This is a genomic window from Amycolatopsis sp. NPDC114504, from assembly GCF_055633595.1.
The window spans coordinates 743,062-769,970 of sequence record NZ_JBVKDU010000005.1 but is presented as its reverse complement, the minus strand read 5'-3'; the positions used below and the strand labels follow the sequence as shown (position 1 = coordinate 769,970).

Genomic DNA, 26,909 nt, shown 5'->3' with positions numbered 1-26,909 from the left:
CCTGAGGGTGCGGCACGGGCTCGTCGTCCCGGGTGTGTCGCCCCATCGTCCCTCGTCCTTTCCGCGTCTGCGCATGTCAAGCACGCGCTGCGATGCAATGAAACCGTTATCACCCTAACAGGTGAGTATCGGTGAGAGAATAATCTGACTCACAGTGGCGCGTACTCAGGGTGCTGCGCTGACCAGGCGATGGCAGTGCGCTATCAGCCGAGCACGCACCGGTGCCGCCCGCCGGGCGAAGTCACCTTGGGCCCTGGCGTATTCGGCCCGTCCTTCGGCCGTCTCGATCCGCACCGGCGGGTAGCCCAGCGCGGCCAGGTCGTACGGGCTCGCCCGCATGTCCAGCGTCCGGATCTCGACGGCCAGCTCGAACCCGTCCGCCACGAGCTCCGCGGGCACGAACGGGTCGAGCTTGTACGCCCATTTGAACAGGTCCATGTTCGCGTGCAGGCACCCCGGCTGCTCGAGTGCGACCTGTGTCTCCCTGGCCGGCGTCAGCTCGTTGCGTGGCCGGGCGTCGGCGGTGAAGAACCGGAACGCGTCGAAGTGGCCGCACCGGATGTCCAGCGACTCGACGACCTCGTCGGTGCCCGCGGAGCCGAGCCGGAGCGGGACCTGGTCGTGGCGCACCGAGTCGGCCGGCTCGCGGTAGACCATCGCCCACTCGTGCAGCCCGAAACAGCTCAGCCGCGGCGCGCGGGACGCCGTCGCGGTCAGCAGGCCCAGGACGAACTCGGCCGTCCGCTTCTTGCCCTCGGTGAAGCCCGCCGGGTCGAGGAGCACGCCGTCGGCGGTCTCGACGTACCCCTTGCGGTCCAGGAAGCGCCGCGCCCCGGGCCCGGCGAGCGCGACGCCGGGCCCGGGCTGCCACCGCTGCAGGTGCGACGGCCGGTGCGAGTAGTAGGTGAACAGGAAGTCCAGCACCGGGTGCTTCTCGCCCCGCGAGCGCCGTTCCTGGTGTGGCACCGTCCACCGCCGCATCCGCTCGACGTGCGCCGCCTCCCGGGCCAGCCAGTCCGGTTCGGCGAGCACGTCGACGGCGGTCATGCGCCCACGTGGGTTCCGTCGCGCACGGTGCCCACGTACTCCTCGACGAGGTCCTCGAGCGCGACGACGCCCACCGCGTTGCCCGTGGTGTCGAGCGCCCGCGCCAGGTGGCTGCCCTCCTTGCGCATGGCCGACAGCGCGACGTCGAGCCGGGCGTCGGCGCGCAGCTCGGTGAGCGGGCGCGTCTTCGCGTCGGGCACGACCGTCGCCGGGTCGTGGCCCGCCAGGTCGAGGACGTCCTTGACGTGGATGTAGCCGGTCAGCCTGCCGTCGTCGGTGCACACCGGGAACCGCGAGAAGCCGGTCGACGAGACCGCCCGCTCGACGTCGCCGACGGTCGGCCCGCAGGGCAGGGTCGTCAGCTCCGCGGTCGGCACCAGCACGTCGGCCACCGTCTTCTGCACCGACGACAGCGTCTGGGTCAGCCGCCGGTGCTCGGACTGGTCGATCAGGCCCTCCCGCCGCGACTCGCTGAGCAGCTCGGCCAGCTCGTCGGAGGTGTAGGCCGTCTCGAGCTCGTCCTTCGGCTCGACCTTGAACGCGCGCAGCAGCGAGTTGGCGACGAAGTTCAGCAGCCAGATGAACGGGTTGGCGATCTTGACCCACCCGACGTGCACCGGCACCAGCCACAGCGCGAGCCGCTCGGGCTCGGCGATCGCGAGGTTCTTCGGCACCATCTCGCCGATCAGGACGTGCAGCACGGTGATGAACGCCAGCGCGATGGCGAACGAGACCGCGTGCAGCAGCGCCTCGGGCAGGCCCAGCAGGTCGAAGAACGCCGACAGCCGGTGCGCGATCGCGGGCTCGCCGAGGCGGCCGAGCAGCAGCGAGCAGATGGTGATGCCCAGCTGCGCGCCGGCGAGCATCAGCGACACGTGCTTGCTCGCGTTGATCACGATCTTCGCGCGCGTCTTGCCCTGCTCCAGCAGCGCTTCGAGTCTGTCGCGCCGCGAGGAGATCAGGGTGAACTCCGCGCCGACGAAGAAGGCGTTGGTCAGCAGCAGGACCACGACGAGGGCGATGTTCAGCCAGTCGCTCACGAGGCCACCTCGGCTACCGCGGGTTCGGGGATGCTTTCGGGCGTCCGGACCGGGGCCACCTCGACCTCGGCGATCCGGCGCTTGTCCATGGTGGTGACGGTGAGCCGCCAGCCGTCGACCTCCGCGGCGTCCCCCTCGTCGGGGATCTTGCCCAGCCGTTCGAGAATCAGCCCGGCGATGGTCTCGTAGTCGCCGTCGGGCATCCGGAACCCGGTCACGTCGGTGACCTCGTCGGCACGCAGCTGCCCGGACACCAGCCAGCTGTCGGTGCCGACCTGCTGCGCCGCCGGGCCTTCGTGGTCGTCGTGCTCGTCGCGGACGTCGCCGATGATCTCCTCGACGACGTCCTCGAGGGTCACCAGCCCGGCCGTGCCGCCGTACTCGTCGACGACGATCGCCAGCTGGAAGCGGGAGTCGCGCAGCCGGTTCAGCAGGTCGTCGCCGGGCAGGGACTCGGGCACGGTCGGCACCGGCCGCATGACCGAGCCGATCGGCACGGCGGCGCGGTCGGCGGCGGGCACCGCGAAGGCCTGTTTGACGTGCACGGCGCCGCGGACGTCGTCGAGGTCCTCGGCGTGCACCGGGAACCGCGAGAACCCGGTGCGGCGCGAGAGGTCGATGAGGTCCTCGATGGTGTCGTCGATCGCGAGGGACTCGATCTGCACCCGCGGGGTCATGAGCTCCTCCGCGGTGCGCTCGCCGAACCGCAGCGAGCGGTCCAGCAGCTCCGCCGTCGACGTGTCGAGCGTGCCGCTTTCGGCGCTGGAGCGCACGATCGAGCCCAGCTCCTGCGGCGAACGCGCGGACCGCAGCTCCTCCTGGGGCTCGACGCCGAACTTGCGGACGAGGAAGTTCGCGCTGTTGTTCATGATCGTGATGAGCCAGCGGAACAGCGCGGAGAACCGCGAGTGGTAGCCGGCGACGGCGCGCGCGGTCGGCAGCGGCCGGGCGATCGCCAGGTTCTTCGGCACCATCTCGCCGAGGATCATCGACAGCGAGGTCGCGATGACCAGGGCGAGCACGATCGACGCGCCCCCGGCGAACCCTTCGGAGAGCCCGACGCCGGTGAGCAGCGGCCGGACGAGCTCGCCGATCAGCGGCTCGGCCAGGTACCCGGTGATCAGCGTGGTCAGGGTGATCGCGACCTGGGCGCCGGAGAGCTGGAACGAGAGCGTCCGGTGTGCCTTTTGGACGGTCAGCGCCCGGCGGTCGCCGACCTGGCGGACGTTCGCGTCGACGGTGCTGCGCTCGAGCGCGGTCAGCGAGAACTCGGCCGCGACGGCGAGTCCGGTGCCGACCGTCAGCAGCACGAAGAGGAGGACGCCGAGCACGGCGAAGAGGATCTGGATCATTCCGCACCCGCCCGGTCGGCGGGGGATGAACCTATCGGACAGCCGGGTCGGTCACCCGGCTCGGTACTGTCACCAGGTGACTGCGCTGCGCGCACGAAACGGTCACTCCTAGCAGTGAATCGGCGTGTACTGCGGATATGCGGACAATCTTAACGTGTCCCTGCCGCCGCCCGCCGGGATATCGGTGTGTCGGCGCGCTCACCTCGGCGGGTGATTCACCGCGGCCGCCGCCCGAGCAGGGCGACGAGCCGCGCGACGGGACCTTCGCCATGGGGGATCGGGACCGGCGGGTCGAAGATGCCGAGCCCCTGCCACTCGTCCACCCACGGCCGGACGACGTCGAGCAGCCCTTCGGCCAGGTCCTCGGTCACCGGGCAGGGGAGACCCAGCGCCGTCGCGAGGTCCCACGCGTGCACGGCGGCGTCGATCGTCATCTGCCAGCCGTACTCGCGGGCGGGGAGCAGTCCGGCCGAGACGTGCACCGCGCGTTCCAGCACGCCCTCGTCGAGGAAGGCCTCGCGAGCGGCTTCGGCGGCGGCGTCCCAGGCGGCCACCGGGTCGTCGCCGAGGACGTCGCCGTCGTAGCGGTCGCCGACGTCGTCCAAAGTGGCGCCGGCCAGCAGGGCCGGGGCCCAGAGCTGCTCGGCGACGAGGTGGTTCACGAGGTCGCGGACCGTCCACTCGGTGCACGGCGTCCGCTGGTCCCAGTCGGCTTCGCCCGCCGAGTGCGCCGCGTCGCCGAAGGCCCGCACCGCCTGGCCGTGCGCTTCGAGGAGATCCACGCGGGCCATTCGACCACGCCGGATCAGGTGGTGCCCGGCCGGTGCCGCCGCACGGTCTCCTCGACGAGGTCGAGCACCGGGCCGAGGCCGGCGGCCGGCAGGCCCATGGCCAGGTGCGAGACCAGGCCTTCGAGGACGAGTTCCAGGAACGCGGTGAGGACATCGACGTCGACGTCGTCGCGCAGGATCCCGGCCTCCCGCTGGCGCAGCAGGCGCAGGCGGGTGGCGGTGGTCAGCTGTTCGGAGCGCTCGGCCCAGCGGCCGCGGAACTCGGGATCGGTGCGCAGCCGCCGGGAGACCTCGAGGCGGGTGCCGAGCCAGTCGGCGGGGTGGTCACCACCGGCGAGGAGGTCCCGCATGACCTGGACCAGGCCCTGTTCGGCGACGACGTCGGCCATCCGGATGGCATCGTCTTCGGCGAGGGCGAGGAAGAGCGACTCCTTGTCGCGGAAGTGGTGGAAGATGGCACCGCGCGACAGGCCGGTGGCTTCCTCCAGGCGCCGGACTGTGGCACCTTCGTAGCCGTAGCGTGCGAAGCACACGCGCGAGCCGTCGAGGATCTGGCGCCGTCGTGCGTCGAGGTGATCCTGGCTTACGCGTGGCATCCTGAAATCCTGGCACCGCGGACCCGGATCTCGCAATCCGTACGTACGTACTGTGACCCGGAGTGCCCGGGAACCGAACCGCAGACCCCATCGTCGGAACGTTGCGGCGATTCGCTGACACGACATGAGACAGTTGGCTAATCTCTGCACCATCACGGTGGGTGAACTGAGGGGAAGGTGCTGGGGCGTGATCATCGGCGAAGCCGGGCAGGCGGCACAGGCGCTGTGGGGCGACGTCTTGAACACCCCGGGCCGGGTCTACGGCGGGGGCAAGGGCGGCCAGTTCAAGATGGACCCCGCGGAGCTGAACGCGGTGATCGGCCAGTGGGAGGACGTGCTCGACAAGATCTCCAAGGACGGGGACAAGATCCGGCACCTGGTCGTCGCGAGCGGAATGGCGCCCGGCAAGGACCCGGCCAGCGGGGGTTATGCCACGACCAGCTCCGACTCGATCCTCGCGTTGCTCAACCAGAACGAGTCCATGCAGAAGTACGCGCAGGACTACATCAAGAAGCTCAAGGACGCCCAGTCGAAGACCGTGGTCACCGACCAGGACATGTCCGACACCTTCAAGGCATAGGCGAGCCGAACTTGTTCCGAAGCAAACTGGGCGTGTTGGCGGTCCTCCTGGCCGTTTCGGCCGGCCTCGCGACCGCGTGCACCACGACGACGGGGGGCACGGCTTCGCCGTCGACGGCGGGATCGTCGGCGACGGACGCGCCGTCGGCCGATCCCGAGGTGCCGAAGGTCTCCGTCCCTTTGGACGCGACCAAGTACCTCGGCGACACCTGCGCGATCGTCCCGCAGGACGTCCTCACCCCGCTTCGCTACACCGACCCGGGTGTGTACCAGGCGAAGGGCGACACAGCCTTCACCGAGGCCGGGCCGTCCTGTGCGTGGACGCGCCGCGGCGAAGGCATCGGCCTCTCCGTGACGCTCGCGACGGGTAACCGTGACCGGGGAGCGGGTGGCCTGGCGGGGCTCTACGCGGGGTACCGCGCCAAGACCTTCATCCGCTTCCTCGAGGGAGCCTCGGACGTCGAGGGCTACCCGGCCATCTACTACGGCATCAAGGATGAACGGCCGACCGGTTCCTGCGGCCTCGGTGTCGGCATCGCCGACGACCTCACGTTCGACGTGTACGCCCAGGGCTACCAGGGTCAGGACGATTCTTGCGGCGCGGCCGGTGAAGTGGCGTCGAGCATCATCAAAACACTCAAGGGGGCATGACGAGTGGACGGCAAGCAGATCTTCGACAACTTCAGACAGGGTGACACTCGCGGGCTGCAGCAGATGGCGGACACGGTCCAGGAGCTGTCCGACGCCTACATGGAGCACGGGGCGAGCATCAAGGCGCTCCAGGAGCGCATGGTGAGCTCCTGGAGCGGCGACGCCGCGGACGCCGCGAACGCGGGCGCGGGTCCGATGGAACAAGCCTTCCGCGAGAGTTCGGTGCCGTTGGACGCGACCACCGCTTCCGTGAAGACTCAGGCTGCCGCGTTCGACGACTCGAGCTACAGCGTCGTCGAGGTGCCGCCGAAGCCGGACAAGCCCAGTGCCTGGAGCATCGGGTTGAAGGCCGCGATCCCGATCGCGGGGCCGTTCATGGCCAAGGACGACATCGACAGCTACCAAGAGGGCATGGCGAAGTACAACGCGGCGAACGACACCAACGTCCGCGTGATGGACCAGTACAGCAACGCCACCGACAGCACCAGGTCGGCGCTCCCCACCGAGTACGGCATCCTCGAGTCCGACGGCTCCACGATCGCCGTGAACCAGGGTGGCGGGCCGCCGCCGATCAAGCCGCCGGTCATCATCAACGAGCACGAGCTGAAGCCGATCCCGCCGGGTGGCGGCGACGACCACACCTCGACCACCAGCGTCGACACCACGCACACCGGTGGTCCCGACAAGCCCGGGTCGACCGACACGACCAGGCCGACCGACACCGGGCGCCCGACGGACACGGGCCGGCCGACCGACACCACGCGTCCGACGGACACCACACGCCCCACCGACACCACGCGGCCGACGAGCACGACCTTGCCGACCACGCCCACCCGGCCCGGTCAGACGAGCACGGACCGGCCCGGCAAGACGCCGCCCGGCACCGGCGGGATCGACTTCTACCCCACCAACAGCGGCGGCGGGGGCCAGAACTACTCGAACACCTTCGGCAGCGACCCCAACTCCAGCACCGGCGGACGCGGGCCGACGAGCGGCAACGCCGGCAGCCGGCTGCTGGACTCCAACGGCCGTCCGATCAGCGGAACCGGCTCCGGCGCCGGTGGTGGTTCCGGCGCGGCGGGGGAGCGCGGGCTCGGCAGTGGCCGCGGCTCCGGCATGGGCAGCCTCGGCAACGCCGCCGCAGCGGAAGCCGCCGCCGCGCGGTCGGCCGGCGGCCGGTCCGGGCAGATGGGGCCCATGGGCGCCGGGGGCCGCCGGGGCGAGGGCGACGAAGACGATGAGCACCAGCGGCCGGACTTCCTGATCGAGGCGGACCCGGACGCCATCTTCGGCACCGACCAGCGGACCAGTCCGCCGGTCATCGGCGAGTAGAGCGGGTAAAGGCGGGTGGACGTGGCAACAGGCCGGGTGGATGTTCCGGTCGAGGCGCTGGCCGCATTGGCGGAGCGCGAGCAGGTCGGTCAGCTGCACATCACCCTGCGCCCGGAGGCGCTGTGGCTGTCGGACGAGGAACGGGACGAGGCCGGCAAGCGGATCGACGCCGCGCTGGCCGAAGCCGGGCTGGTCGACGCGCGCGGCCGGGCCAGCGTCGACTTCCTCGACTGGCTCCCGCTGCTGGTGAACCCGGCGCGGGAGTGCTACGGCTGGGTGGGCGTCGACGGCCGGACCTACGGCGTGCTCGCCGCCGCGAAGGGCCTGCAGGCGGTCCTCGCCGTCTCCGACGGGACGCAGGTCGGCGTCCAGGAGATCGACCGGAACCGGCTCGCCGAGTCGCTCGTCGAGCAGCTGCCGCCGCTGGGCGCGGGCGGCGGGCACCCGCGCGCCGTCCGGGTGGCCGACCTGAGCGAAGCGGCCCGCCGCGGCCAGGACGCCTACCCGCTCGACCCGGCGGTCGCCGACGTCGTCAGCCTCGTGCAGCGCCCGGTCTCGGGCAGCGGGGAGCTCTACGTCGGCCGCCGGGACGACGTCGGGCGCCACACCTGCCTGCAGCAGCCGCTGCACTACGCCGACACGGACTGGGGCCGCTACCTCAGCTACACCTCGGGCACGGGCGACGACGCCGTCATCCACATCGGCCCGGCGGGCCCGCGCGAACTGGCCGACACGCTCATGGAGCTGGCCGGCGCCCTCGTCTGACCGGAAAAGGGGACGCGGAGAGCGGCCTTCAACAGTAATGTGACAGCGCTGTTGTATTCCGGTGGAAGGACGCGCTGATGGCTGGGCTGTACCCCGAGATCGAACCGTACGAACACGGCATGCTCGACGTCGGCGACGGGCACGAGATCTACTGGGAGAGCTGCGGGAACCCGGACGGCAAGCCCGCGCTGGTCGTGCACGGCGGCCCGGGCTCCGGCTGCTCGACGAACCTCCGCCGGTACTTCGACCCGGCCCGGTACCGCGTCGTGCTCGTCGACCAGCGCGGCTGCGGGCGCAGCACCCCGCACGCCGGTGCCCCGGTCGCCGACCTGTCCGCCAACACCACCGACCACCTCGTCGCCGACTTCGAACTGCTCCGCACCCGGCTCGGCATCGAGAAGTGGCTGCTGTTCGGCGGGTCCTGGGGATGCGTGCTCAGCCTGACCTACGCCCTGCGGCACACCGAGCGGGTCAGCGAAATGGTCCTGATGGGCCTGGCGACCGACCGCTTCATCGAGATCGAAATGCTCATCCGCGGGCTCGGCGCGTACTTCCCGGAGGCCTTCGAGAAGTTCCGCCTGGGCGTGCCGGAGAGCGAGCGCGACGGTGACCTCGCCGTCGCCTACCACCGGCTGCTGATGGATCCCGACCCGGCGATCCACCGCAAGGCGGCCGACGACTGGAGCGCCTGGGAAGACGCGATGCTCCCGGGCGTGCCCCCGTACAAGTCCTTCGAGGACCCGGCCTTCCGGCTCTGCTTCGCCCGGCTGGTCACGCACTACTTCGGCAACCGGGCGTTCCTGCCCGACGGCGAGATCCTGCGGAACCTCGGCAAGCTCGCCGGCATCCCGGCCGTGCTGGCCCAGGGGGTGCTGGACACGAACAACATCGTCGGCACGCCGTGGCTGCTGCACCACGGCTGGCCGGGCAGCGAACTGGTCATGCTGAACGACATCGGGCATTCGACGCAGAACGCCCCGATGCAGGACGTCCTCGTCGGCGCGACCGACCGCTTCGCCCGCTAGGGGGTCGTGAGTGAGAAACAGTGTTCTAACGCTGTTTCTCACTCACGACCGGTGCTTACGGGATGAGCAGCGCCGGCTCACCTTCGGGCGCGAGCGCCGCCTCGGCGCGCTGGGCCCGGGTGGTCTCGGCCAGCTTCAGCCCGGTGACGCGCAAGGGCAGCCGGTCCATCTTCCAGTCGGCCAGCAGGAGCGCGACCTTGGCCTGCATCTCCGTGCGCAGCCGCAGGAACGAGTCGGCCGGGTCCGCCCCGACCTCGCCCAGCAGCAGCCACCACGCCCACGCCGCCGCGCCCGCGTTGGCGACGAAGTCCGGCACCACCGCGACACCCCGTGCCGAAAGGGCCGCTTCCGCTTCCGGTGTCGTCGCCGCGTTGGCGGCCTCGATGACCACCGACGCCTTGACGAGGTTCTCGTTGTCCGGGCGCAGCGCGTACGAGATCGCGGCCGGCACGAAGATGTCCACGTCGATGCCGACGACCGTCTCGCGGGGCAGCGAGCGCACGCCCTCGGGCAGCCGGGAGCGGTCGACCTCGCCGAAGCGGTCGCGCAGCTCCAGCAGCGCCGGGACGTCGAGCCCCACCGGGTCGTACAGCGTGCCCGCGGCGTCGGCCACCGCGACCACCTTCATGCCGGCTTCGTGCAGGTACCAGGCCGCGCCGCCGCCCATGGTGCCGATGCCCTGGATCGCCACGGTCGTCTCGCGCACGTCCCAGTCCCACGCCGCCGCGACGCCGAGGCACGCCTGCGCCACACCGTAGCCGCCGACGACGTCGCCGAGCAGCAGGCCGCCGGGCACCGGGGCGTTGAGGCCCGCCTGGACCCGTCGCAGGGTGCGCGCCGGATCGGCCGAACGGGCGATCGCCGCGTGGTACGACTGCTCGAGCCCGAGCTCGGCGAACACCTCGTCGATCAGGTGCTGGGGCACGCCGAGGTCCTCGGCGGTCACCCAGTGCGCGTCCAGCCACGGCCGCAGGAACGCGCAGAACCGCTTCAGTACGCCGAACGCACGCGGGTCCTTCGGGTCGAAGTCGATGCCGCCCTTCGCCCCGCCGACCGGCAGGTTGAAGGTCGCGGTCTTGTTGGCCATGCCCCGGGCGAGGTCCTCGACCTCGGTCATCGTGCAGCCCGCCCGCATCCGGGTGCCGCCGGTGGCGACGCCGGAGACCAGGCTGTGCACGACCAGGTAGCCGTTCGCGCCGGTGATGGGATCGGTCCACGTCAGTCGCATTAGCGGCTCGGCGTTGCGCGGGGTCATCAGGGCCACTCACCTCCAGGGGAAGTCCGGGGCGGTCCGGCGACCGCCTCTCCCGAGCGTGCGCCCCGGGTGGCCCGCGCGTCCATTTAACGAACCTGCACGATCTCGTTTAGGTTTGGTGTATGGAACTCTCGTTGCACCGCTTGCGGATGCTTCGCGAGTTGCACCGCCGGGGCACTGTGACAGCGGCCGCCGCTTCGCTGCACTACACCGCTTCAGCGGTCTCGCAGCAGCTCGCGCAGCTCGAACGCGACGTCGGCTCCAAGCTGTTCGAACGGCTCGGCCGGCGCGTCCAGCTGACCGAGCTGGGCAAGCTGCTGACGGAGCACGCCGAGGAGATCCTCAGTTCGGTCGAGCGCGCGACGCTCGCCCTGGAGGAGGCGCAGGAGGCGCGGACGGTCCGGCTGGTCGCCGGCGTCTGGGCGTCGGTCGCCTCCGGGTTGCTCCCGACGGCGCTGACCGCGCTGGCCGGCGAGCACCCCGCCATCGAGGTGCGCACGCGCGAGCTGGCGCCGGAGGACACCGCCGAGGCCGTCCGGGACGGCACGCTCGACCTGTCGTTCGTCATCGACTACTCCGACACGCCGACGGCGTGGGACGCCGGGCTGGAACGCGCCGTCGTCGCCGTCGAGCGGCTGCACGCGGCGGTGCCGCGGGGTGCGGTCCCGGCGGGGACCGCGTCGCTGGACGAGCTCGCCGAGCACCCGTGGATCCTGGCCAGCCCGAAGTCGCACTTCGGCCGGGCGATGCGCACCGCCTGTCAGCGGCACGGCTTCTCCCCGAAGATCAACCACGAGGTCGAAGAGCAGTCCACGGCGATGGCGATGGTCGGCGCCGGACTCGGCGTCACCCTGGTCTCGGACCTCGGTCTGCGGCTGCTGCGGCCGCCCGGGATCGACGTCGTCGCGCTCACCACGCCGCTGCTGCGGACGGTGTCGATCGCCTACCGGCGCACCGCGTTCCGGCGGCCCGCGCTGCACCTGGTGATCGAGGCCGTGCGGGCGTCGGCGGCCGAGCTCGGCCTGGGCACCGAGTCCGCTTTGCCCTGATCAGCGACTTCTTACGGAGTGGTGAACCGGTCCCGCTGCGCAAGATCGGGCCTGATTTTGTCGTACCCCGCGTGTAGCGTCCGAAGTCAAGAAGTTCCACCACCCGGAACAAGGACGGACATGACAGAAGCGTCTACGGTGCACGATTTTCCCGAAAAATCGGGGAGTGCGTCGAACCGCACCGCGCGGGTCCTGGCGGACCGCGCGGCCGGGGAGGCGTACGTGGCATCGGTGTGCTTCAAGCACGGCCCACCGCGCCTGATCGGCGTCGAGTTGGAGTTCACCGTGCACCACGCCGACGACCCGGCCAGATCCCTCGATCCCGACGTCCTCGCCACGGCGCTGGGCCCGCACACCCCGCGGACCCTCCGCCCCGACAGTCCCGCTTCGCCGCTCCCGGCAGGTTCACCAGTGAGCCTCGAGCCCGGGTGCCAGGTCGAAATCTCCGCTCTTCCCCAGGCCTCCCTGCGCGACCTCGACGCAGTGGTCACGGCCGACCTCCACCACCTGCGTGACCGCCTCGCCGGGCACGGCCTCGTGCTGGGCGAAACGGGCATCGACGCCCACCGGCCGCCGCGCCGGGTCCTGCACACGCCGCGCTACGCGGCGATGGAACGCCGGTTCGCCCCGATCGGCCAAGGCGGCATCACGATGATGGCCGGCACCGCCGGCCTGCAGGTCTGCGTCGACGCGGGGGAGCCCGAGCACTACGCGGCCCGGTGGGCGGCGGCCCACGCGATGGGCCCGCCGCTGCTCGCCCTCTTCGCCAACTCCCGCGTCCACGCCGGCCGCGACACGGGCCACGCCTCCGCGCGCTGGCTCGCGGTGCACGACACGGAGGCGGTCCGCACCCGGACCGCGCGCGTGACGGGCGACGACCCGGCGCGAGAGTGGGCCGAACGCCTGATGGACGTCCCCCTCATGGTGCTGCCGCGCGGCGACCGGCCGTGGGACGCGCCGGAGGGGCTGACGTTCGCCGACTGGATCGACGGCAGGGGCGCCGGTGCCCTGCTGCCGAAACCGACGGTGGCGGACCTCGACTACCACCTCACCACGATGTTCACCCCCGTCCGCCCGCAGGGGTACCTGGAGATCCGGTACCTCGACGCGCAGCCGGCGGACCAGTGGCTGCCACCGGTGGCCCTGGTCGCCGCGCTGCTCGCGCGTCCGTCCACTGTGGACAAAGTGCGGGACCTCTGCGCACCGGTCGCCGACCGCTGGACCACGGCGGCGCGGTGCGGCCTGGCGGACCCGGAGCTGGCGTCCGCCGCGGCGGAGCTGGCCGACCTCGGCTGCGCCGAGCTGGGCGCGACGGGGCTGGCGGAGGAGTCGATCACCGAGATCAGCGAGAGCGTGCAGGGGCGCGCGTACCGATCGAGGAGCGAAGCATGAGCACGGAAGCACTGGGCGAGCTGAGCGCGCAGGACCTGCGCGCCCGGGCCGCCGAAGCACTGACCAGGGCTCGGGCGCGCAGCGTGGCGCTGACCGACGCGGTGGACGACGAGGACCTCGTCCGCCAGCACTCCAAGCTGATGTCGCCGCTGGTCTGGGACCTGGCGCACATCGGCGTCCAGGAGGAGCTCTGGCTGGTCCGCGACGTCGGCGGCCGCGAGCCGCTGCGGCCGGACATCGACGACATCTACGACGCCTTCCAGCACGCCCGCGCCGACCGGCCGGAGCTGCCGCTGCTCGGCCCGGCCGAGACGCGCGCGTACGTCAAGCAGGTCCGCGACAAGGCGTTCGACGTGCTGGAACACGCCCCGATGGAGGGTCGGCGGCTGACCGAGCAGGCGTTCGCGTTCGGCATGATCACCCAGCACGAGCAGCAGCACGACGAGACCATGCTGGCCACCCACCAGCTGCGCCAGGGCGACCCGGTGCTGCACGCGCCGGAGCCGCCGCCCGCGCGGTCGGGCACCCTCCCGGCCGAGGTACTCGTTCCGGCTGGAGCGTTCACCATGGGCACCTCGGCCGAGCCGTGGGCACTGGACAACGAGCGCCCGGCGCACGAGCTCGCCGTCGAGGCGTTCTGGCTGGACACGACCCCGGTGACGTGCGGGGCCTACGCCGAGTTCCTCGACAGCGGCGGCTACGCCGACGAGCGGTGGTGGAGCCCGGCGGGCTGGGCCTACCTGCGCGAGAGCGGCGTCACCGCGCCGCGGTTCTGGAAGCGGGAGCAGGACGGCTGGTGGCGCACCCGGTTCGGGGTGTACGAGCGGATCACCGCCGACGAGCCGGTCGTGCACGTCTCCTACTTCGAGGCCGAGGCGTACGCGGCCTGGGCCGGGCGGCGGCTGCCGACCGAGGCGGAGTGGGAGAAGGCCGCCCGGTTCGACCCGGCGACCGGCCGCTCGCGGCGGTTCCCGTGGGGCGACGACGAGCCGACGGCCGAGCACGCCAACCTCGGCCAGCGGCACCTGCGCCCGGCGCCGGCGGGGGCGTACCCGGCCGGCGCGTCACCGACCGGGGTGCACCAGCTGATCGGCGACGTCTGGGAGTGGACTTCGACCGATTTCCACGGTTACCCGGGCTTCGCGCCGTTCCCGTACCGGGAGTACTCCGAGGTCTTCTTCGGGCCGGAGTACAAGGTGCTGCGCGGCGGCTCGTTCGGCACCGACTCGGCGGCGATCCGGGGCACGTTCCGCAACTGGGACTACCCGATCCGGCGGCAGATCTTCGCCGGCTTCCGCACCGCCCGCGACGCCGCACCCGGCGAGGTGGGCTAGGCGCCATGTGCAGGCACATCGCACACCTCGGCGAGCCGGTCGCGCCCGCCGAGGCGGTTTTCCGCGCGCCGCATTCGCTGCTGGTGCAGTCCTACGCGCCGGCGGACATGCGCGGCGGCGGCTCGGTGAACGCCGACGGGTTCGGGCTGGGGTGGTACCCCGGCCCGGGCTCGCCGCCGCTGCGCCACCGCCGGTCCACTCCACTGTGGACGGACGAGACGCTGCCGGCGCTGGCCGCGTCGGTGACCTCCGGCGCGTTCGTCGCCGCGGTCCGCAACGGCACCACCGGCATGCCGGTGACCGAAGCGGCCGCCGCACCGTTCACCTCGGGGCGCTGGCTGTTCAGCCACAACGGTGTCGTCCGCGGCTGGCCCGGGTCCCTGGCCGAACTGGCCAAGACCCTGCCCGTCACCGAGCTGCTGACCCTGGAAGCACCGACGGATTCGACGGTGCTCTGGGCGTTGCTGCGCGCCCGGCTCGCCACGGGCGAGGATCCCCTCGAAGCGGTGCGGTGGCTGACGACCACCGTCGAGGCGGCCGCGCCCGGCTCCCGGCTGAACTTCCTGCTCACCGACGGCGAAACGCTGATCGGTACCGCTTGGACGCACGCGCTGTCCCTGCTGGAAACCCCGGCGGGCGTGCTGCTGGCGTCCGAACCCCTCGACGGCGACCCGAACTGGAAAGCCGTCCCCGACCACCACGCCGTGCGCGCCACCGCGGCCGGCGTCGCCCTGCTTCCCCTGACCCAGGAGCTCTCATGACCGAAGTCGATCTCGACCACCACCGTTCCGGCGACGCCGTCACCGCGGAGCTGCGCGCCGACGTCGTCGCCGGGCTCACCGCGGCGCAGAAGTGGCTGCCGCCCAAGTGGTTCTACGACGCCGAAGGCAGCGAGCTGTTCGAGAAGATCACCCAGCTGCCGGAGTACTACCCGACCCGCAGCGAGCGCGAGGTGCTGGCCGCGCACGCCGGTGACGTCGCGGAGCTGACCGGCGCGCACACGCTCGTCGAGCTCGGGTCCGGGTCGAGCGAGAAGACGCGACTGCTGCTCGACGCGCTCACCGGCCACGGGACCCTGGAGGCGTTCGTGCCGCTCGACGTGTCCGAGTCCGCGCTCGCCGAGGCGGCGGAGGCGATCTCGAAGGACTACCCGGGCTTGACCGTCCGCGGGGTCGTCGGCGACTTCACCCAGCACCTCGACCTGCTGCCCGGCGGCCAGCCGCGGGTGGTGGCCTTCCTCGGCGGCACGATCGGCAACTTCCTGCCCGCCGAGCGCGCGGTGTTCCTGCGCTCGGTGCGGGAAGTGCTCGACGAGGGGGAGTGGCTGCTGCTCGGCACCGACCTGGTGAAGGACCCCGGCATCCTCGAACGCGCCTACGACGACGCCGCGGGCGTCACGGGCGAGTTCGACAAGAACGTCCTGCGGGTGATCAACACCCGGCTGGGCGCGAACTTCGACGTCGACGAGTTCGAGCACGTCTCGCACTGGGACGCGGAGAACGAGTGGATCGAGATGCGGCTGCGGGCCCGGCGCGCGCTGACGGTGTCGATTCCCGGCGCGGACCTCACGGTGGAGTTCGCCGAGGGCGAGCACATCCGCACCGAGATCTCGGCGAAGTTCCGCCCGGGCGGCGTCGAGGCCGAGCTGGCCGCGGCCGGGTTCGCCCTCGACCGCTGGTGGACCGACTCGCAGCAGCGGTTCGGGGTGAGCCTGGCAAGATCTGTGCGTGGCTAATCCTCTCCGGGCGCTCGCCCGGGCCGTCGGCACCAAGCCGTGGCTGATGCGCACGGCCGGGTTCGTCGTGTGGGCGGACAAGAAACTGCACAAGGCGTTCGGCGGCCGGGTGAGCCTCGTGGGGCTCGCCGGGCTGCCGTCGCTGCGCCTCACGACGACCGGCCGCAAGAGCGGGCTGTCCCGGAGCACGAACCTGCTCTGCTTCCCCCGCGGCGACGACGTGGTGCTGACGGCGTCCAACTGGGGCCGCCCGAACGACCCGGCGTGGGCGCTGAACCTCCGTGCCGACCCGAAGTGCGTGGTGGCGCGCGCCGGGAAGCCGGTGGACGTCGTCGCGCGGGAGCTGCACGGCGAGGAGTACGCGGCGATGTGGGCCGAGCTGCTGGAGTTCTGGCCGGGCTACGCGATGGAGCGGCGGGAGGCCGGGCGGCCGTTGCCGGTTTTCCTCCTCAGCCGACCTGATCGGTAGGTTCCCACCATCCTTTCGGCCGGTGCCGGGATTCACCGGTTTGTGCCAGTCTCTCCCGGGTAACGCGCCGTGACGTCTCGGACGCGCGGCGCTGTGCACATTCAAGGGAATGCGCCACTAAGGGAGGAGACGTCTTGCCGAGATCCACGCAGGGTCGGCTGCGGTCGTTCGCGCTGGTGGGGGCGCTCGTGGCCGGTCTGGGACTGGCCGGCACGGCCGGGACCGCCGCGGCGGCCGAAGACGCGGTCGCCAAGCCCGCCGTCGTCGGCGCGACCGCCGCCGTCAACTGGGGTACCTGCCCGGCCGCCACCGTCGCCGGGGTGCCCGCGGACCAGGTCAAGTTCTACAGCTGCGCGCGCTACCGCGTGCCGGTCGACCACGACAACGCTTCGCTGGGCACCATCGACATCGCGCTGCTGAAGCGCGCGGCCCGCACGCCGGACGCGCGCGTCGGCTCGCTGTTCCTCAACCCGGGCGGCCCCGGCGGTTCGGGCCTGCGGATGCCGATCAGCGGCCAGTTCTACTTCCAGCCGCAGGTCCTCGACCGCTTCGACCTCATCGGCTTCGACCCGCGCGGCGTCGGCCAGAGCAACCCGCTGCGCTGCTTCACCACCCAGGAGGACGCCGACGAGGTCTTCGGCGCCCAGATCCCGGTGCCGCTGAGCCGCGCCGAGATCTCCGGCACGCTCGCCAGCTACCGCGACTACGGCCGGTTCTGCAAGAACAACGCCGGTTCGCTCCTGAACCACATGTCCACCAAGGACGTCGTGCGCGACCTCGACACGCTGCGCGCGGCGGTCGGCGACCAGAAGCTGACCTTCGTCGGCTTCTCGTACGGCACGCTGATCGGGTCGACCTACACGTCGATGTTCCCCAAGCAGTCCCGCGCGATCGTCATCGACGGCAACGTCGACCCGGCGCTGCGCACCAGTGACGGCGTGCAGTACGACCGGGAACGCGCGCAGGGCTTCGAAATCTCGCTCGACGGATTCCTGAAGCGCTGCGACCAGGCCGGCGCGAAGTGCGCGTTCAGCGACGGCACCCCGCGGGCGAAGTTCGACGAACTGCGCGAGTACCTCCGCAAGCAGCCGATCACCATCCCCGGCGGCGGCAGCGTGGACATCAACTCGTTCACCGGCGGCGTTTCGAGCGTCCTGTACTCGCCGTCGGCGTTCCCCGGCCTGGCCGAGGACCTGCAGGCGCTCTACGACGTCCTCCACCCGGCGGGCGTCCAGGCGCAGACGCTGCAGGCGCGGCAGCTGAAGGTGCTCACCGGCGGCAAGCAGGGCCTGGCCGACCAGAACCCGGACAGCCCCTACACCAGCGACGACTCGTACTTCGCCGTCAACTGCTCCGACAAGCCCTTCAAGATCAAGCAGGAGCAGGTGCCGGACATCGCCGCCAAGTGGGAGCGCGAGTCGCGCACCTTCGGCCGCTACCAGGCGTTCGCCGACACGGCGGGCTGCCCGGTGTGGCCGGCGAAGAAGCCGGACGTCTACCGCGGCCCGTGGCGGGCCAAGACCGACGTCCCGGTGGTCGTGGTCGGCAACTACTACGACCCGGCGACGCAGTACAAGTTCGCCCAGCGGATGGCGGCCGAGCTCGGCAACTCGCGGCTGCTGTCGGTCGACGCGTTCGGCCACTGCATCCTCGGTGACGCGCTGGGCGTCGACAAGGCCGTGGCGGACTACCTGACCGACCTCAAGGTCCCGGCCAACGGCCAGGTGTTCCAGCCGAACGTCCAGCCGTTCGAAACCTCGTAGCGCCAGGGGAAACGGGCCGGGGCGACAGTGTCGCCCCGGCCCGTTTTCATGCCCGCAGCAGCCGGTCGAGCAGGTCCGCGGCCGCCGCTTCGGCCTCGACCGCGGCGGCGGCCCGGTCGTCGGCGCGGGCGACCAGCATCGCGATCTCGTTCAACCCGGCCAGCAGGACGTGCGCGAAGTAGTCGACGCGCACCGGGTCCAGGCGGCCCGCCATCCGCAGGGCGACCTTGAGCTTGCCGAGCGTGCGGGCTTCGTCGCCGTCGCGCCAGCGCTGCCAGCCGAGCACGGCCGGCGCGTCGATGAGCATCACCTGCCGCACCACGGGGTCCGCGGCGCTGCGGATCCACGTCAGGCAGGCGGCGCGCAGTGCCTCCGCCGGATCGGTCATACCCTCGACGGCCTTCGCGCCGTCGGCTTCGACCCGGTCGTAGACGGTGTCGAGGACCGCGGCGAACAGCGCGTCCTTGCCGGGGAAGTGGTGGTAGAGCGCGCCCCGGCTCACGTCGGCGGCCCGCAGGACGGCCTCGATCGACGTCCCGTCGTAGCCGTGCTCGGTGAAGAGGCCGGTGGCGACCGCGACGAGGTGCTCGCGGGTCGCCTGGCCCCGGTCGATCTTCTTGTTCATGCCGCTCGGCTGCCTCCGTCGTTGACAAACCGACTGACGGTCTGTTCATACTAGACCGTCAGTCGGTTTACTTCTGGAGGGACTGTACCGATGGATCTGCGAACCTGGGAGGACCAGCGCGGGCGCGTGTCGACGGCGTCGGGCGAGGTGAGCTACACCGACGTCGGCGAAGGGCCGGTCGCACTCTTCGTGCACGGCGCGGGAACGAACAACCTGTTGTGGCGCAAGGCGATCGCGGCACTCGCGGGGGAGCGGAGGTGCATCGCGCCCGACCTGCCGGGTCACGGCGCCTCGCCGGTGACGCCGGAGCAGGACCTGAGCCTGAACGGGCTGGCGCGGTGGCTGGGCGACTTCTGCGAGTCGCTGGAGCTGGGCGACCTCGACGTCGTCGCCAACGACACCGGTGGAGCGGTCGCGCAGGTCTTCGCCGTGCACCGGGCCGACCGGCTCCGGACGCTCACCCTGACCAACTGCGACACCCAGGGCAACCTGCCGCCCGAGGCGTTCCGCCCGATCGTCGAGCTGGCCGAACGCGGAGAGCTGGCGCCGCTGGCCGTCCGCCAGGCGACGGACCGGGCGCGGGGCGGCGCCCTCGGGGGCGGCTACGAACGTCCGGACCTGGTGCCCGACGACGTCCTGGACGCCTTTGTGCGCCCGGTGTTCGGAACCCTGGCGGCGGCGCGGCAGTTCGAGCGCCTGCTGAAGTCGGTCCGCGGCGAGGAGCTGGACGCGATCGAGCCGCTGCTCAAGGAGTTCCGGGTGCCGACCCTGCTGGTCTGGGGTACCGGCGACCCGAACTTCGGGATCGAGTGGGCGTACCGCTTCCGCGACGCCGTCCCGGGGGTGACCGAGGTCGTCGAGGTGCCCGGCGCGAAGCTGTTCTTCCCCGACGAGCGGCCCGAAGACCTCGTCCCGCACCTGCGCCGGCACTGGGCGTAGTGATCATCACAGCCCAGGTCGTGGGCCGGGCGCTACAGTGGTCGGGTTGATCAACCACGAGCAACGGAAGCGAGGTGAGCGGCACATGCCAGCGGACAGTCAGCGGACGACCGGGCGTGCGCTCACCGGAGACTTCCGGCTGGGCTGACCTCGTCCGGTCTCCTCCTGTCCGGCAGTGCGCGCACGCCGGAAACGAGTCGGACATGACCATCTTCGAAATGCTGCTGCGCGTCGGCACCGGCGTCGGCCTGGGCGCCGTCATCGGGTTCGAGCGCCAGTTCCGCGCCCGGATGGCCGGGCTGCGCACCAACGCCCTCGTCGCGGTCGGCGCGACGCTGTTCGTGCTGCTGTCCGCCCACGGGTTCGGCGGCCTGACCACGAGCGGCGACGCCGACCCGACCCGGGTGGCCGCGCAGATCGTCTCGGGCATCGGGTTCCTCGGCGCGGGTGTCATCTTGCGCGACGGCCTCAACATCCGCGGTCTCAACACGGCGGCGACCCTGTGGTGCTCGGCCGCGGTGGGTTCGCTCGCCGGGTCCGGGCTGTACGTCATCGCGGCGGCCGGCACGGCCGTCGTGGTCGGGGTGAACGTGCTGCTGCGGCCCCTGGGCCGGGTCGTCGACCGCCGCCCGGATGCGGGGGACGAGACACCGGCGAGGTACGCGTTCCAGGCGGTGACCCGCGACGCGACCGAGGCGCACGTGCGGGCATTGCTCGTACAGTCGTTGAACCGCACGGACTTCCGGCTGCTGTCGGTGCTGAGCACGGACCGCGAGGACCGCACGGTGGAGGTCCGCGCCGAGCTGGTCGGCGACCAGCGCGACGACGCCCAGATGGAGGCGGCGGTGTCGCGGCTTTCCCTGGAGCCGTCGGTGTCCAGCGTGCGCTGGGAAGCCGTGCCGGCATGAGAAAAGGCCTCCCCGCTCACCGAGCGAGGAGGCCTTTTCGTAGCGGAAACCGTTACGCCTGCGTCATCTTCCGCAGCACGTACTGCAGGATGCCGCCGTTGCGGTAGTAGTCCGCCTCACCCGGGGTGTCGATGCGGACGTCCGCCTCGAACTCCACCTTCGTACCGTCGGCGCGGGTCGCGGTGACGTGGACCGTGCGGGGCGTGTCGCCGTCGTTGAGTGCCGTGATGCCCGAGATGTCGAACGTCTCGGTGCCGTCCAGGCCGAGCGACGAGGCCGACTCGCCCGCCGGGAACTGCAGCGGGATGACGCCCATGCCGATCAGGTTCGACCGGTGGATGCGCTCGAACGACTCGGTGATCACCGCGCGGACGCCCAGCAGCGACGTGCCCTTGGCCGCCCAGTCGCGCGACGAACCCGAGCCGTACTCCTTGCCGCCCAGCACGACCAGCGGGATGCCGGCCGCCGCGTAGTTCTGGGCCGCGTCGTAGATGAACGCCTGCGGGGCGCCGTCCTGGGTGAAGTCGCGGGTGTAGCCGCCCTGCACGTCGTCCAGGAGCTGGTTGCGCAGCCGGATGTTCGCGAACGTGCCGCGGATCATCACCTCGTGGTTGCCGCGCCGCGAGCCGTAGGAGTTGAAGTCCTTCTTGTCCACGTTGTGCTCGGTGAGGTACTGCGCGGCCGGGGTGCCCGGCTTGATCGCCCCGGCGGGGGAGATGTGGTCGGTGGTGACCGAGTCACCCAGCTTCGCCAGCACGCGCGCGCCCGAGATGTCCGTGACCGCGGACGGCTCCGGCGTCATGCCCTCGAAGTACGGGGGCTTCCGGACGTAGGTGGACTCCGCGTCCCACTCGAAGGTCTTGCCCTCCGGGGTGGGCAGCGCCTTCCAGCGCTCGCCACCGTCGAAGACGTCGGCGTAGTCCTTGGTGAACATCTCCTGCGTGATCGCGTAGTCGATGGTCTCCTGGATCTCCTGCGCCGTCGGCCAGATGTCCTTCAGGAAGACGTCGGTGCCGTTGCTGTCCTGGCCCAGCGGCTGGTTCGCGAAGTCGAAGTCCATCGTCCCGGCCAGCGCGTAGGCGATGACCAGCGGCGGCGACGCGAGGTAGTTCATCTTCACGTCGGGGTTGATCCGGCCTTCGAAGTTCCGGTTGCCCGAGAGCACCGAGACCGCGGTGAGGTCGTTCTCCTGGATGGCCGCGGAGATCTCGTCCGAGAGCGGGCCCGAGTTGCCGATGCACGTGGTGCAGCCGTAGCCGACCAGGTGGTAGCCCAGCTTCTCCAGGTACGGCCACAGGTTGGCCTTGGTGTAGTAGTCGGTGACGACCTGCGAGCCCGGCGCCATCGACGTCTTCACCCACGGCTTGACCGCGAGGCCCTTGTCCACGGCGTTGCGCGCGAGCAGCGCGGCGCCGAGCATGACCGACGGGTTCGAGGTGTTGGTGCACGAGGTGATCGAGGCGATCACCACGGCGCCGTGGTCGAGGACGAACTCGCCGCGGTCGGACGTGGTGACCTTGACCGGCTTGCTCGGGCGGCCCGACGCGCCGTTCGCGGCGGAGCTGGTGACCGGCGCGGCGTCGTCCTCGGCGAACGACAGCGACGGGGCGTCGCTGGCCGGGAAGGACTCCTCGGAGGCCTCGTCCATCTTGGTGTGCGGCGTGGTGTCCTCGCCGTCCACGTAGTCGTGGATCGACTTGCGGAACGCCGACTTCGCGTCCGACAGCTCGATGCGGTCCTGCGGGCGCTTCGGGCCGGCGATCGACGGGACGACCGTCGAAAGGTCCAGCTCGAGGTACTCGGAGTAGGCCGCCTCGCGCGACGAGTCGTGCCAGAGGCCCTGGAGCTTGGCGTACTCCTCGACCAGCGCGACCTGCTCGGCCGAGCGGCCGGTCAGCTTGAGGTAGCGGACGGTCTCCTCGTCGATCGGGAAGATCGCCGCGGTGGAGCCGAACTCCGGGCTCATGTTGCCGATGGTGGCGCGGTTGGCCAGCGGCACCGCCGACACGCTCTCGCCGTAGAACTCGACGAACTTGCCGACCACGCCGTGGCGGCGCAGCATCTCGGTGATCGTGAGGACGACGTCGGTGGCGGTGACGCCCGCCGGGATCTCGCCGGTCAGCTTGAAGCCGACGACGCGCGGGATGAGCATCGAGACCGGCTGGCCCAGCATGGCGGCCTCGGCCTCGATGCCGCCGACGCCCCAGCCCAGCACGCCCAGGCCGTTGACCATGGTGGTGTGCGAGTCGGTGCCGACGCAGGAGTCGGGGTAGGCCTGCCCGTTGCGGGACATCACCGTGCGCGCGAGGTGCTCGATGTTGACCTGGTGCACGATGCCGGTGCCCGGCGGGACGACCTTGAACTCGTCGAAGGCGCCCTGGCCCCAGCGCAGGAACTGGTAGCGCTCGCGGTTGCGCTCGTACTCGATCTCGACGTTGCGCTCGAAGGCGTCGGGGCGGCCGAAGACGTCGATGATCACCGAGTGGTCGATGACCAGCTCGGCCGGCGCGAGGGGGTTGACCTTGTCGGGGTCGCCGCCCAGGTCGGTGACGGCCTCGCGCATGGTGGCGAGGTCGACGACGCACGGGACGCCGGTGAAGTCCTGCATGATCACGCGGGCGGGCGTGAACTGGATCTCGATCGACGGGTCGGCCGCCGGGTCCCACGAGCTCAGCGCGCGGATGTGGTCGGCGGTGATGTTCGCGCCGTCTTCGGTGCGCAGCAGGTTCTCGAGCAGGATCTTCAGGCTGTAGGGCAGCCGTTCGGCGCCCTCGACCTTGTTCAGGCGGAACACCTCGTACGAGGCGTCGCCGACCTTCAGCGTGTCTTTGGCGCCGAAGCTGTCCTTGCTGGCAGGTGCGGTCACGTCTAACTCCAGTGGCATGGACTTCCGCGCCGGTGCGGCGGTCGAGTCCTGAGGTCAGTTCGGTCGGGTTCGGTGGTGGCGAGTCTTGCGCACCCCCACCGTAGGACCGGATTCGGGATGGCACACCTCGCGGTGCCTCAAACAGTACGCGCGTCCTGTTTTGGGTTCAAGACGACACGCGGTGTGGGCTGCGCCATCCGCGCCGGGGGTCCCTCAATAAGGGGAATTGGTGCCTACGGTGTGTAAGTTTCCGGTGATGCTTGTGATAGTGGTGTGACTGCAGTGACGCGCGATGTGCGCAGGTGAGCGGAGGTGGGCGGTCGTGGCGGGACGGCGTGGGGGTCCGGAGGTGCCGCGGACCCGCCGGGGACTCACCGTGAGCGCGCTCACCCTGGTGATCTTGTTCGGGGCCGGCGGCACGGGCCTCGCGGCGCCACCGCCGCCGCCCAACCCGAGCGACTCCGAGCTGAACAACAGCAAGGCCGACGCCAACGCGAAGGCCGGTGAGGTCGGCCGGCTGACCAACCAGCTGGCCCAGGCCGAGCAGAAGCTGTCGCAGCTGCAGGACGACGTCGAGCTCAAGCAGGAAGAGGCCAACAAGGCCCTGGTCGACCTGCAGTCCGCGCAGGACGCGGCGGCGCAGGCCGAGAACGACGCGAAGGCCGCCCGGACCGAGGCGGACGCGGCGGCCGGCGCCATCGAGAAGGCGCGCAACGACCTGAAGTCGTTCGCCGCCGCGAGCTTCCAGCAGGGCAGCACGGTCGGCTCGCTCTCGGCGTACCTGAGCGCCGACAGCCCCAAGGACATGCTGGCCCGCGCGCAGCTGCTCGACGCCGTCGGCGGCGACCGGCTCAACGCCCTCGACCGGCTCCAGCAGGCGCAGACCGAGAAGTCGAACAAGGACGCCGCGGCCCGCAAGGCCGCCGAGATCGCCCAGCAGAAGCAGGACGCCGCGCGCGAGGCGAAGACCAGCGCGGACTCGGCGCAGTCCAGGGCCATCTCGGCCCAGGACAGCCAGGCGTCGCAGAACACCCAGCTCCAGAACACCAAGTCCGACGTCGAGCAGCAGCTGTTCACCGCCCAGTCCAAGGTCAACGGCCTGCAGGGCCAGCGGCAGCGCTACCAGGACTGGCTCGCCCAGAAGCAGCGCGAGGACGACGAGCGCGCCCGCCAGGCCGCGCTCGGCTCGTCCGGCGGGGGCGGCCGCCCGGCGAGCAAGCCGGCGGCGGGACCGGCCGGCTCGTCGATCGAGGCGGTCATCGCCCGGGCGCTGTCGAAGATCGGCCTGCCGTACGCCTGGGGCGGCGGCAACGCGAGCGGCCCGACCCGCGGCATCCGCGACGGCGGCGTCGCCGACCGCTACGGCGACTACAACAAGATCGGCTTCGACTGCTCCGGCCTGATGATCTACGCGTTCGCCGGGGTCCGGGGCCTGCCGCACTACAGCGGCTACCAGTACACGGCGGGGCGGCGCGTGCCGCTGTCGCAGATGCGCCGCGGCGACATGCTCTTCTGGGGCGGCGCGGGCGGCATCCACCACGTCGCGCTCTACCTCGGCGGCGGGCAGATGGTCGAGGCACCGCAGTCCGGCCTGCGGGTCCGGATCGCGGCGGTGCGCTACGGCGGGATCATGCCGTACGCGACCCGCTTGATCGGCTGAAATCCGTTCGACGCCGTCGCCGCCGGCCACCAGGATCGCCGGTGTGGATGATGAGCTGAACGCGCTTCGGCGCACCCGGATGCGCTGGAACACGCCCCTGTCCGAGCCCCACGCCGAGCTGCTGCTCGACCGGATGGACCTGGGGGAGGGACACCTCGTCGACCTCGGTTGCGGCTGGGGTGAGCTGCCGCTGCGGGCCGCGGCCCGGGCGCCCGGTCTGCGCGTGACCGGCGTCGACACGGACGTGACGGGCCTCGAGCGCGGGCGGGCCGCGGCGGCGGAGCGGGGCCTCACGGTGGACTTCACCGAGGCGGACGCCGCGAACTGGGACGTCCCCGTCGACCGGGCCTTCTGCATCGGGGCCGCGCACATCTTCGGCTCGACCAAGGCGGCGCTCGAGGGGCTCGCCCGGGTGGTGCCGTCCGGCAGGCTGCTCTACGGCGACGGCTTCTGGGCGGCCCCGCCCAGCCCGGCGGCCCTGGAGATCTTCGGTCCCGACACGCTGACCCTGCCGGAACTCGTGGACGCCGCGGCCGGCGCCGGCTGGCGCGTGCGGCACCTCAGCACGGCCGACCAGCTCGAATGGGACGACTTCGAGTCGACGTCCCGGGCCGGCTGGGAAGAGTGGCAGGCGGCGCATCCGGACGACCCGCGGGCACCGGAGGTACGGGAGTGGCTCGACCGCCGGCTGCGCGAGTACGTCCGCGACTACCGGGGCGTGCTGGGGCTCGCCTACCTCGTGCTGACCCGCTGAGGGTCAGGCTTGCTCGCGCTTGAGCTTGCGCCAGCCGCCGGCCCGGTTGTTCGCGATGATCTGCCGGAACATCGCCGTGAGCGCGGGCGCGTTGACCGTCTCGCCTTCGCGGAAGGCCACGGTCCGGGCCGTCTTGTTGCCGTGCCCGGCGGTGATGATGCCCTCGGGGTCCGGGACGATGCCGCCGTCGTAGACGAAGACGTTGACGTGGTCCTTCGCCGCCAGCAGGGCGCAGATGTTGCCGTCCAGCACGAAGTACGGCTGGCGGGTGCGTTTGATGGTCTCGACGACGTCGGGGTCCGCGGCGTGGACCAGCTCGCGGACCTCGCGGCAGAGCGCCTGCTGCCACTCCGGCAGAGCGTCGATGTAGGCGTCGACGCGCGGTTCGACGGTGTAGGACACGCGTCCAGTATGGGTTAGATTCCCGGGATGCGGTACGCGGGGATCGTGGTGGCCGGGGGCTCGGCCCGCAGACTGTCCGGTGTGGACAAGCCGGCTCTGTCGGTGGGCGGGAAACCGTTGCTCGCCCGCGCGATCCACGCGCTGGAAGGCGCCGAACGGGTGATCGCCGTCGGCCCGCGGCGGTCCGGCTTCGACGTCGTGTGGACGCGGGAACCGGTGCCGGGCACCGGGCCGGTGGCGGCGCTGGCGGCCGGGCTGGCCTTCGTCCCGGACGACGTCGAGGTGGTCGCGGTGCTGGCCGCGGACCTCCCGGGCGTCCGCCGGTCCACAGTGGACCGCCTGGTCACGGCGCTCGGCGACGGCGACGGCGCCGTGCTCGTGGACGCCGGCGGGTCCCGGCAGTGGCTGCTCGGCGCCTGGCGGGTCGCCGCGCTGAAGGCGGCGCTGCCGGAGCGGCTGGAGAACGCGGCGCTGCGGCGCGTGCTGGGCGCACTGACCGTCACCGAGATTCCGGCGGAACGGGGCGAAGCGGACGACATCGACACCCCCGAGGACCTCGAGCGCCACCGCTGATCGCCTG

26 protein-coding genes are annotated in these 26,909 nt (G+C 71.4%); 17 read left to right on the top strand and 9 right to left on the bottom strand.

Annotated elements, in window-relative coordinates; all coding sequences use genetic code 11:
- Nucleotides 1-165 precede the first annotated feature (165 nt).
- The 5 genes from ACZ7PG_RS39655 to ACZ7PG_RS39635 all read right to left on the bottom strand — a co-directional run bounded on the left by ACZ7PG_RS39655 (nt 166) and on the right by ACZ7PG_RS39635 (nt 4,826).
- Nucleotides 166-1,047, bottom strand: a complete 882-nt coding sequence (locus ACZ7PG_RS39655) for a 3-methyladenine DNA glycosylase (protein WP_470244333.1) — start codon at nt 1,045-1,047, stop codon at nt 166-168.
- Nucleotides 1,044-2,087: a hemolysin family protein gene (locus ACZ7PG_RS39650; protein WP_470244332.1), complete on the bottom strand. Its 1,044-nt coding sequence runs from the start codon at nt 2,085-2,087 to the stop codon at nt 1,044-1,046. Before ACZ7PG_RS39650 ends, ACZ7PG_RS39655 begins: the two co-directional genes overlap by 4 nt.
- Nucleotides 2,084-3,439 carry a hemolysin family protein gene (locus tag ACZ7PG_RS39645; RefSeq protein WP_470244331.1) on the bottom strand — a complete coding sequence of 452 codons (1,356 nt, stop codon included), beginning with the start codon at nt 3,437-3,439 and terminating at the stop codon, nt 2,084-2,086. The genes ACZ7PG_RS39650 and ACZ7PG_RS39645 overlap by 4 nt, the downstream gene beginning before the upstream one ends.
- A gap of 215 nt (nt 3,440-3,654) precedes the next feature.
- The gene (locus ACZ7PG_RS39640; RefSeq protein WP_470244330.1) at nt 3,655-4,221 is read right to left on the bottom strand and encodes a TIGR03086 family metal-binding protein; all 567 of its coding nucleotides are present in this window, start codon (nt 4,219-4,221) and stop codon (nt 3,655-3,657) included.
- Nucleotides 4,222-4,244: 23 nt separating this feature from the next.
- Nucleotides 4,245-4,826 (bottom strand): TetR/AcrR family transcriptional regulator, encoded by a 582-nt coding sequence (locus ACZ7PG_RS39635; RefSeq protein WP_470244329.1) that lies wholly within the window; start codon nt 4,824-4,826, stop codon nt 4,245-4,247.
- 187 nt (nt 4,827-5,013) lie between these two features.
- Here ACZ7PG_RS39635 and ACZ7PG_RS39630 point away from each other — a divergent pair, with 187 nt between their 5' ends.
- The 5 genes from ACZ7PG_RS39630 to pip all read left to right on the top strand — a co-directional run bounded on the left by ACZ7PG_RS39630 (nt 5,014) and on the right by pip (nt 9,178).
- Nucleotides 5,014-5,406, top strand: coding sequence for a hypothetical protein (locus tag ACZ7PG_RS39630; RefSeq protein WP_470244328.1), 393 nt, complete (start codon nt 5,014-5,016; stop codon nt 5,404-5,406).
- A 32-nt stretch (nt 5,407-5,438) separates the two neighbouring features.
- Entirely contained in the window at nt 5,439-6,056 is a 618-nt protein-coding gene (locus ACZ7PG_RS39625; RefSeq protein ID WP_470244327.1) for a DUF3558 domain-containing protein, read from the top strand.
- Between the two features lie 3 nt (nt 6,057-6,059).
- The gene (locus ACZ7PG_RS39620; protein WP_470244326.1) at nt 6,060-7,388 is read left to right on the top strand and encodes a hypothetical protein; all 1,329 of its coding nucleotides are present in this window, start codon (nt 6,060-6,062) and stop codon (nt 7,386-7,388) included.
- A 36-nt stretch (nt 7,389-7,424) separates the two neighbouring features.
- Nucleotides 7,425-8,153: an ESX secretion-associated protein EspG gene (locus ACZ7PG_RS39615; protein WP_470244325.1), complete on the top strand. Its 729-nt coding sequence runs from the start codon at nt 7,425-7,427 to the stop codon at nt 8,151-8,153.
- Between the two features lie 77 nt (nt 8,154-8,230).
- Nucleotides 8,231-9,178: a prolyl aminopeptidase gene (pip, locus tag ACZ7PG_RS39610; protein ID WP_470244324.1), complete on the top strand. Its 948-nt coding sequence runs from the start codon at nt 8,231-8,233 to the stop codon at nt 9,176-9,178.
- A gap of 55 nt (nt 9,179-9,233) precedes the next feature.
- Here the strand turns inward: pip and ACZ7PG_RS39605 are convergent, their stop codons facing one another.
- Nucleotides 9,234-10,433, bottom strand: a complete 1,200-nt coding sequence (locus tag ACZ7PG_RS39605) for a Glu/Leu/Phe/Val dehydrogenase dimerization domain-containing protein (RefSeq protein ID WP_470244323.1) — start codon at nt 10,431-10,433, stop codon at nt 9,234-9,236.
- Nucleotides 10,434-10,555: 122 nt separating this feature from the next.
- On the opposite strand from ACZ7PG_RS39605, the gene ACZ7PG_RS39600 reads away from it, so the two are divergent.
- The 7 genes from ACZ7PG_RS39600 to ACZ7PG_RS39570 all read left to right on the top strand — a co-directional run bounded on the left by ACZ7PG_RS39600 (nt 10,556) and on the right by ACZ7PG_RS39570 (nt 18,175).
- Nucleotides 10,556-11,482, top strand: coding sequence for a LysR family transcriptional regulator (locus ACZ7PG_RS39600; RefSeq protein WP_470244322.1), 927 nt, complete (start codon nt 10,556-10,558; stop codon nt 11,480-11,482).
- Nucleotides 11,483-11,602: 120 nt separating this feature from the next.
- Entirely contained in the window at nt 11,603-12,874 is a 1,272-nt protein-coding gene (locus ACZ7PG_RS39595) for a glutamate-cysteine ligase family protein (RefSeq protein WP_470244321.1), read from the top strand.
- Nucleotides 12,871-14,208 carry an ergothioneine biosynthesis protein EgtB gene (gene egtB, locus ACZ7PG_RS39590; RefSeq protein WP_470244320.1) on the top strand — a complete coding sequence of 446 codons (1,338 nt, stop codon included), beginning with the start codon at nt 12,871-12,873 and terminating at the stop codon, nt 14,206-14,208. Before ACZ7PG_RS39595 ends, egtB begins: the two co-directional genes overlap by 4 nt.
- Nucleotides 14,209-14,213: 5 nt before the next feature.
- Nucleotides 14,214-14,969, top strand: a complete 756-nt coding sequence (gene egtC, locus ACZ7PG_RS39585) for an ergothioneine biosynthesis protein EgtC (protein ID WP_470244319.1) — start codon at nt 14,214-14,216, stop codon at nt 14,967-14,969.
- The gene (gene egtD / locus ACZ7PG_RS39580; RefSeq protein ID WP_470244318.1) at nt 14,966-15,943 is read left to right on the top strand and encodes an L-histidine N(alpha)-methyltransferase; all 978 of its coding nucleotides are present in this window, start codon (nt 14,966-14,968) and stop codon (nt 15,941-15,943) included. The genes egtC and egtD overlap by 4 nt, the downstream gene beginning before the upstream one ends.
- A gap of 46 nt (nt 15,944-15,989) precedes the next feature.
- Complete coding sequence (locus ACZ7PG_RS39575; protein ID WP_470244721.1) at nt 15,990-16,412, top strand: nitroreductase family deazaflavin-dependent oxidoreductase; 423 nt, start codon at nt 15,990-15,992, stop codon at nt 16,410-16,412.
- A 158-nt stretch (nt 16,413-16,570) separates the two neighbouring features.
- Nucleotides 16,571-18,175 carry an alpha/beta hydrolase gene (locus ACZ7PG_RS39570; RefSeq protein WP_470244720.1) on the top strand — a complete coding sequence of 535 codons (1,605 nt, stop codon included), beginning with the start codon at nt 16,571-16,573 and terminating at the stop codon, nt 18,173-18,175.
- A 46-nt stretch (nt 18,176-18,221) separates the two neighbouring features.
- Here ACZ7PG_RS39570 and ACZ7PG_RS39565 read toward each other — a convergent pair whose 3' ends face one another.
- Complete coding sequence (locus tag ACZ7PG_RS39565) at nt 18,222-18,800, bottom strand: TetR/AcrR family transcriptional regulator (protein ID WP_470244317.1); 579 nt, start codon at nt 18,798-18,800, stop codon at nt 18,222-18,224.
- A 90-nt stretch (nt 18,801-18,890) separates the two neighbouring features.
- Here ACZ7PG_RS39565 and ACZ7PG_RS39560 point away from each other — a divergent pair, with 90 nt between their 5' ends.
- Nucleotides 18,891-19,739, top strand: a complete 849-nt coding sequence (locus ACZ7PG_RS39560; protein WP_470244316.1) for an alpha/beta fold hydrolase — start codon at nt 18,891-18,893, stop codon at nt 19,737-19,739.
- 203 nt (nt 19,740-19,942) lie between these two features.
- Nucleotides 19,943-20,647, top strand: coding sequence for an MgtC/SapB family protein (locus ACZ7PG_RS39555; RefSeq protein WP_470244315.1), 705 nt, complete (start codon nt 19,943-19,945; stop codon nt 20,645-20,647).
- Nucleotides 20,648-20,699: 52 nt separating this feature from the next.
- Here ACZ7PG_RS39555 and ACZ7PG_RS39550 read toward each other — a convergent pair whose 3' ends face one another.
- Complete coding sequence (locus ACZ7PG_RS39550) at nt 20,700-23,531, bottom strand: aconitate hydratase (protein ID WP_470244314.1); 2,832 nt, start codon at nt 23,529-23,531, stop codon at nt 20,700-20,702.
- 331 nt (nt 23,532-23,862) lie between these two features.
- On the opposite strand from ACZ7PG_RS39550, the gene ACZ7PG_RS39545 reads away from it, so the two are divergent.
- On the top strand, nt 23,863-25,173 hold the full coding sequence (locus ACZ7PG_RS39545) for an NlpC/P60 family protein (RefSeq protein ID WP_470244719.1): 1,311 nt from the start codon (nt 23,863-23,865) through the stop codon (nt 25,171-25,173).
- 43 nt (nt 25,174-25,216) lie between these two features.
- Nucleotides 25,217-25,927 carry an SAM-dependent methyltransferase gene (locus tag ACZ7PG_RS39540; protein WP_470244313.1) on the top strand — a complete coding sequence of 237 codons (711 nt, stop codon included), beginning with the start codon at nt 25,217-25,219 and terminating at the stop codon, nt 25,925-25,927.
- Between the two features lie 3 nt (nt 25,928-25,930).
- On the opposite strand, the gene ACZ7PG_RS39535 is transcribed toward ACZ7PG_RS39540, so the two are convergent.
- Nucleotides 25,931-26,329 (bottom strand): DUF1801 domain-containing protein, encoded by a 399-nt coding sequence (locus ACZ7PG_RS39535; RefSeq protein ID WP_470244312.1) that lies wholly within the window; start codon nt 26,327-26,329, stop codon nt 25,931-25,933.
- Between the two features lie 27 nt (nt 26,330-26,356).
- Between ACZ7PG_RS39535 and mobA the strand changes: the two genes are divergently transcribed.
- Nucleotides 26,357-26,902 (top strand): molybdenum cofactor guanylyltransferase, encoded by a 546-nt coding sequence (gene mobA, locus ACZ7PG_RS39530; protein ID WP_470244311.1) that lies wholly within the window; start codon nt 26,357-26,359, stop codon nt 26,900-26,902.
- Nucleotides 26,903-26,909: the final 7 nt, after the last annotated feature.

Coding starts and splice junctions, on each gene's coding strand:
- ACZ7PG_RS39655 (WP_470244333.1), bottom strand. CDS start 1,047: ATGACCGCCGTCGACGTGCTCGCCGAACCGGACTGGCTGGCCCGGGAG.
- ACZ7PG_RS39645 (WP_470244331.1), bottom strand. CDS start 3,439: ATGATCCAGATCCTCTTCGCCGTGCTCGGCGTCCTCCTCTTCGTGCTG.
- ACZ7PG_RS39635 (WP_470244329.1), bottom strand. CDS start 4,826: ATGCCACGCGTAAGCCAGGATCACCTCGACGCACGACGGCGCCAGATC.
- pip (WP_470244324.1), top strand. CDS start 8,231: ATGGCTGGGCTGTACCCCGAGATCGAACCGTACGAACACGGCATGCTC.
- ACZ7PG_RS39605 (WP_470244323.1), bottom strand. CDS start 10,433: ATGACCCCGCGCAACGCCGAGCCGCTAATGCGACTGACGTGGACCGAT.
- ACZ7PG_RS39600 (WP_470244322.1), top strand. CDS start 10,556: ATGGAACTCTCGTTGCACCGCTTGCGGATGCTTCGCGAGTTGCACCGC.
- ACZ7PG_RS39595 (WP_470244321.1), top strand. CDS start 11,603: ATGACAGAAGCGTCTACGGTGCACGATTTTCCCGAAAAATCGGGGAGT.
- egtB (WP_470244320.1), top strand. CDS start 12,871: ATGAGCACGGAAGCACTGGGCGAGCTGAGCGCGCAGGACCTGCGCGCC.
- egtC (WP_470244319.1), top strand. CDS start 14,214: ATGTGCAGGCACATCGCACACCTCGGCGAGCCGGTCGCGCCCGCCGAG.
- egtD (WP_470244318.1), top strand. CDS start 14,966: ATGACCGAAGTCGATCTCGACCACCACCGTTCCGGCGACGCCGTCACC.
- ACZ7PG_RS39575 (WP_470244721.1), top strand. CDS start 15,990: ATGCGCACGGCCGGGTTCGTCGTGTGGGCGGACAAGAAACTGCACAAG.
- ACZ7PG_RS39565 (WP_470244317.1), bottom strand. CDS start 18,800: ATGAACAAGAAGATCGACCGGGGCCAGGCGACCCGCGAGCACCTCGTC.
- ACZ7PG_RS39560 (WP_470244316.1), top strand. CDS start 18,891: ATGGATCTGCGAACCTGGGAGGACCAGCGCGGGCGCGTGTCGACGGCG.
- ACZ7PG_RS39555 (WP_470244315.1), top strand. CDS start 19,943: ATGACCATCTTCGAAATGCTGCTGCGCGTCGGCACCGGCGTCGGCCTG.
- ACZ7PG_RS39550 (WP_470244314.1), bottom strand. CDS start 23,531: ATGCCACTGGAGTTAGACGTGACCGCACCTGCCAGCAAGGACAGCTTC.
- mobA (WP_470244311.1), top strand. CDS start 26,357: ATGCGGTACGCGGGGATCGTGGTGGCCGGGGGCTCGGCCCGCAGACTG.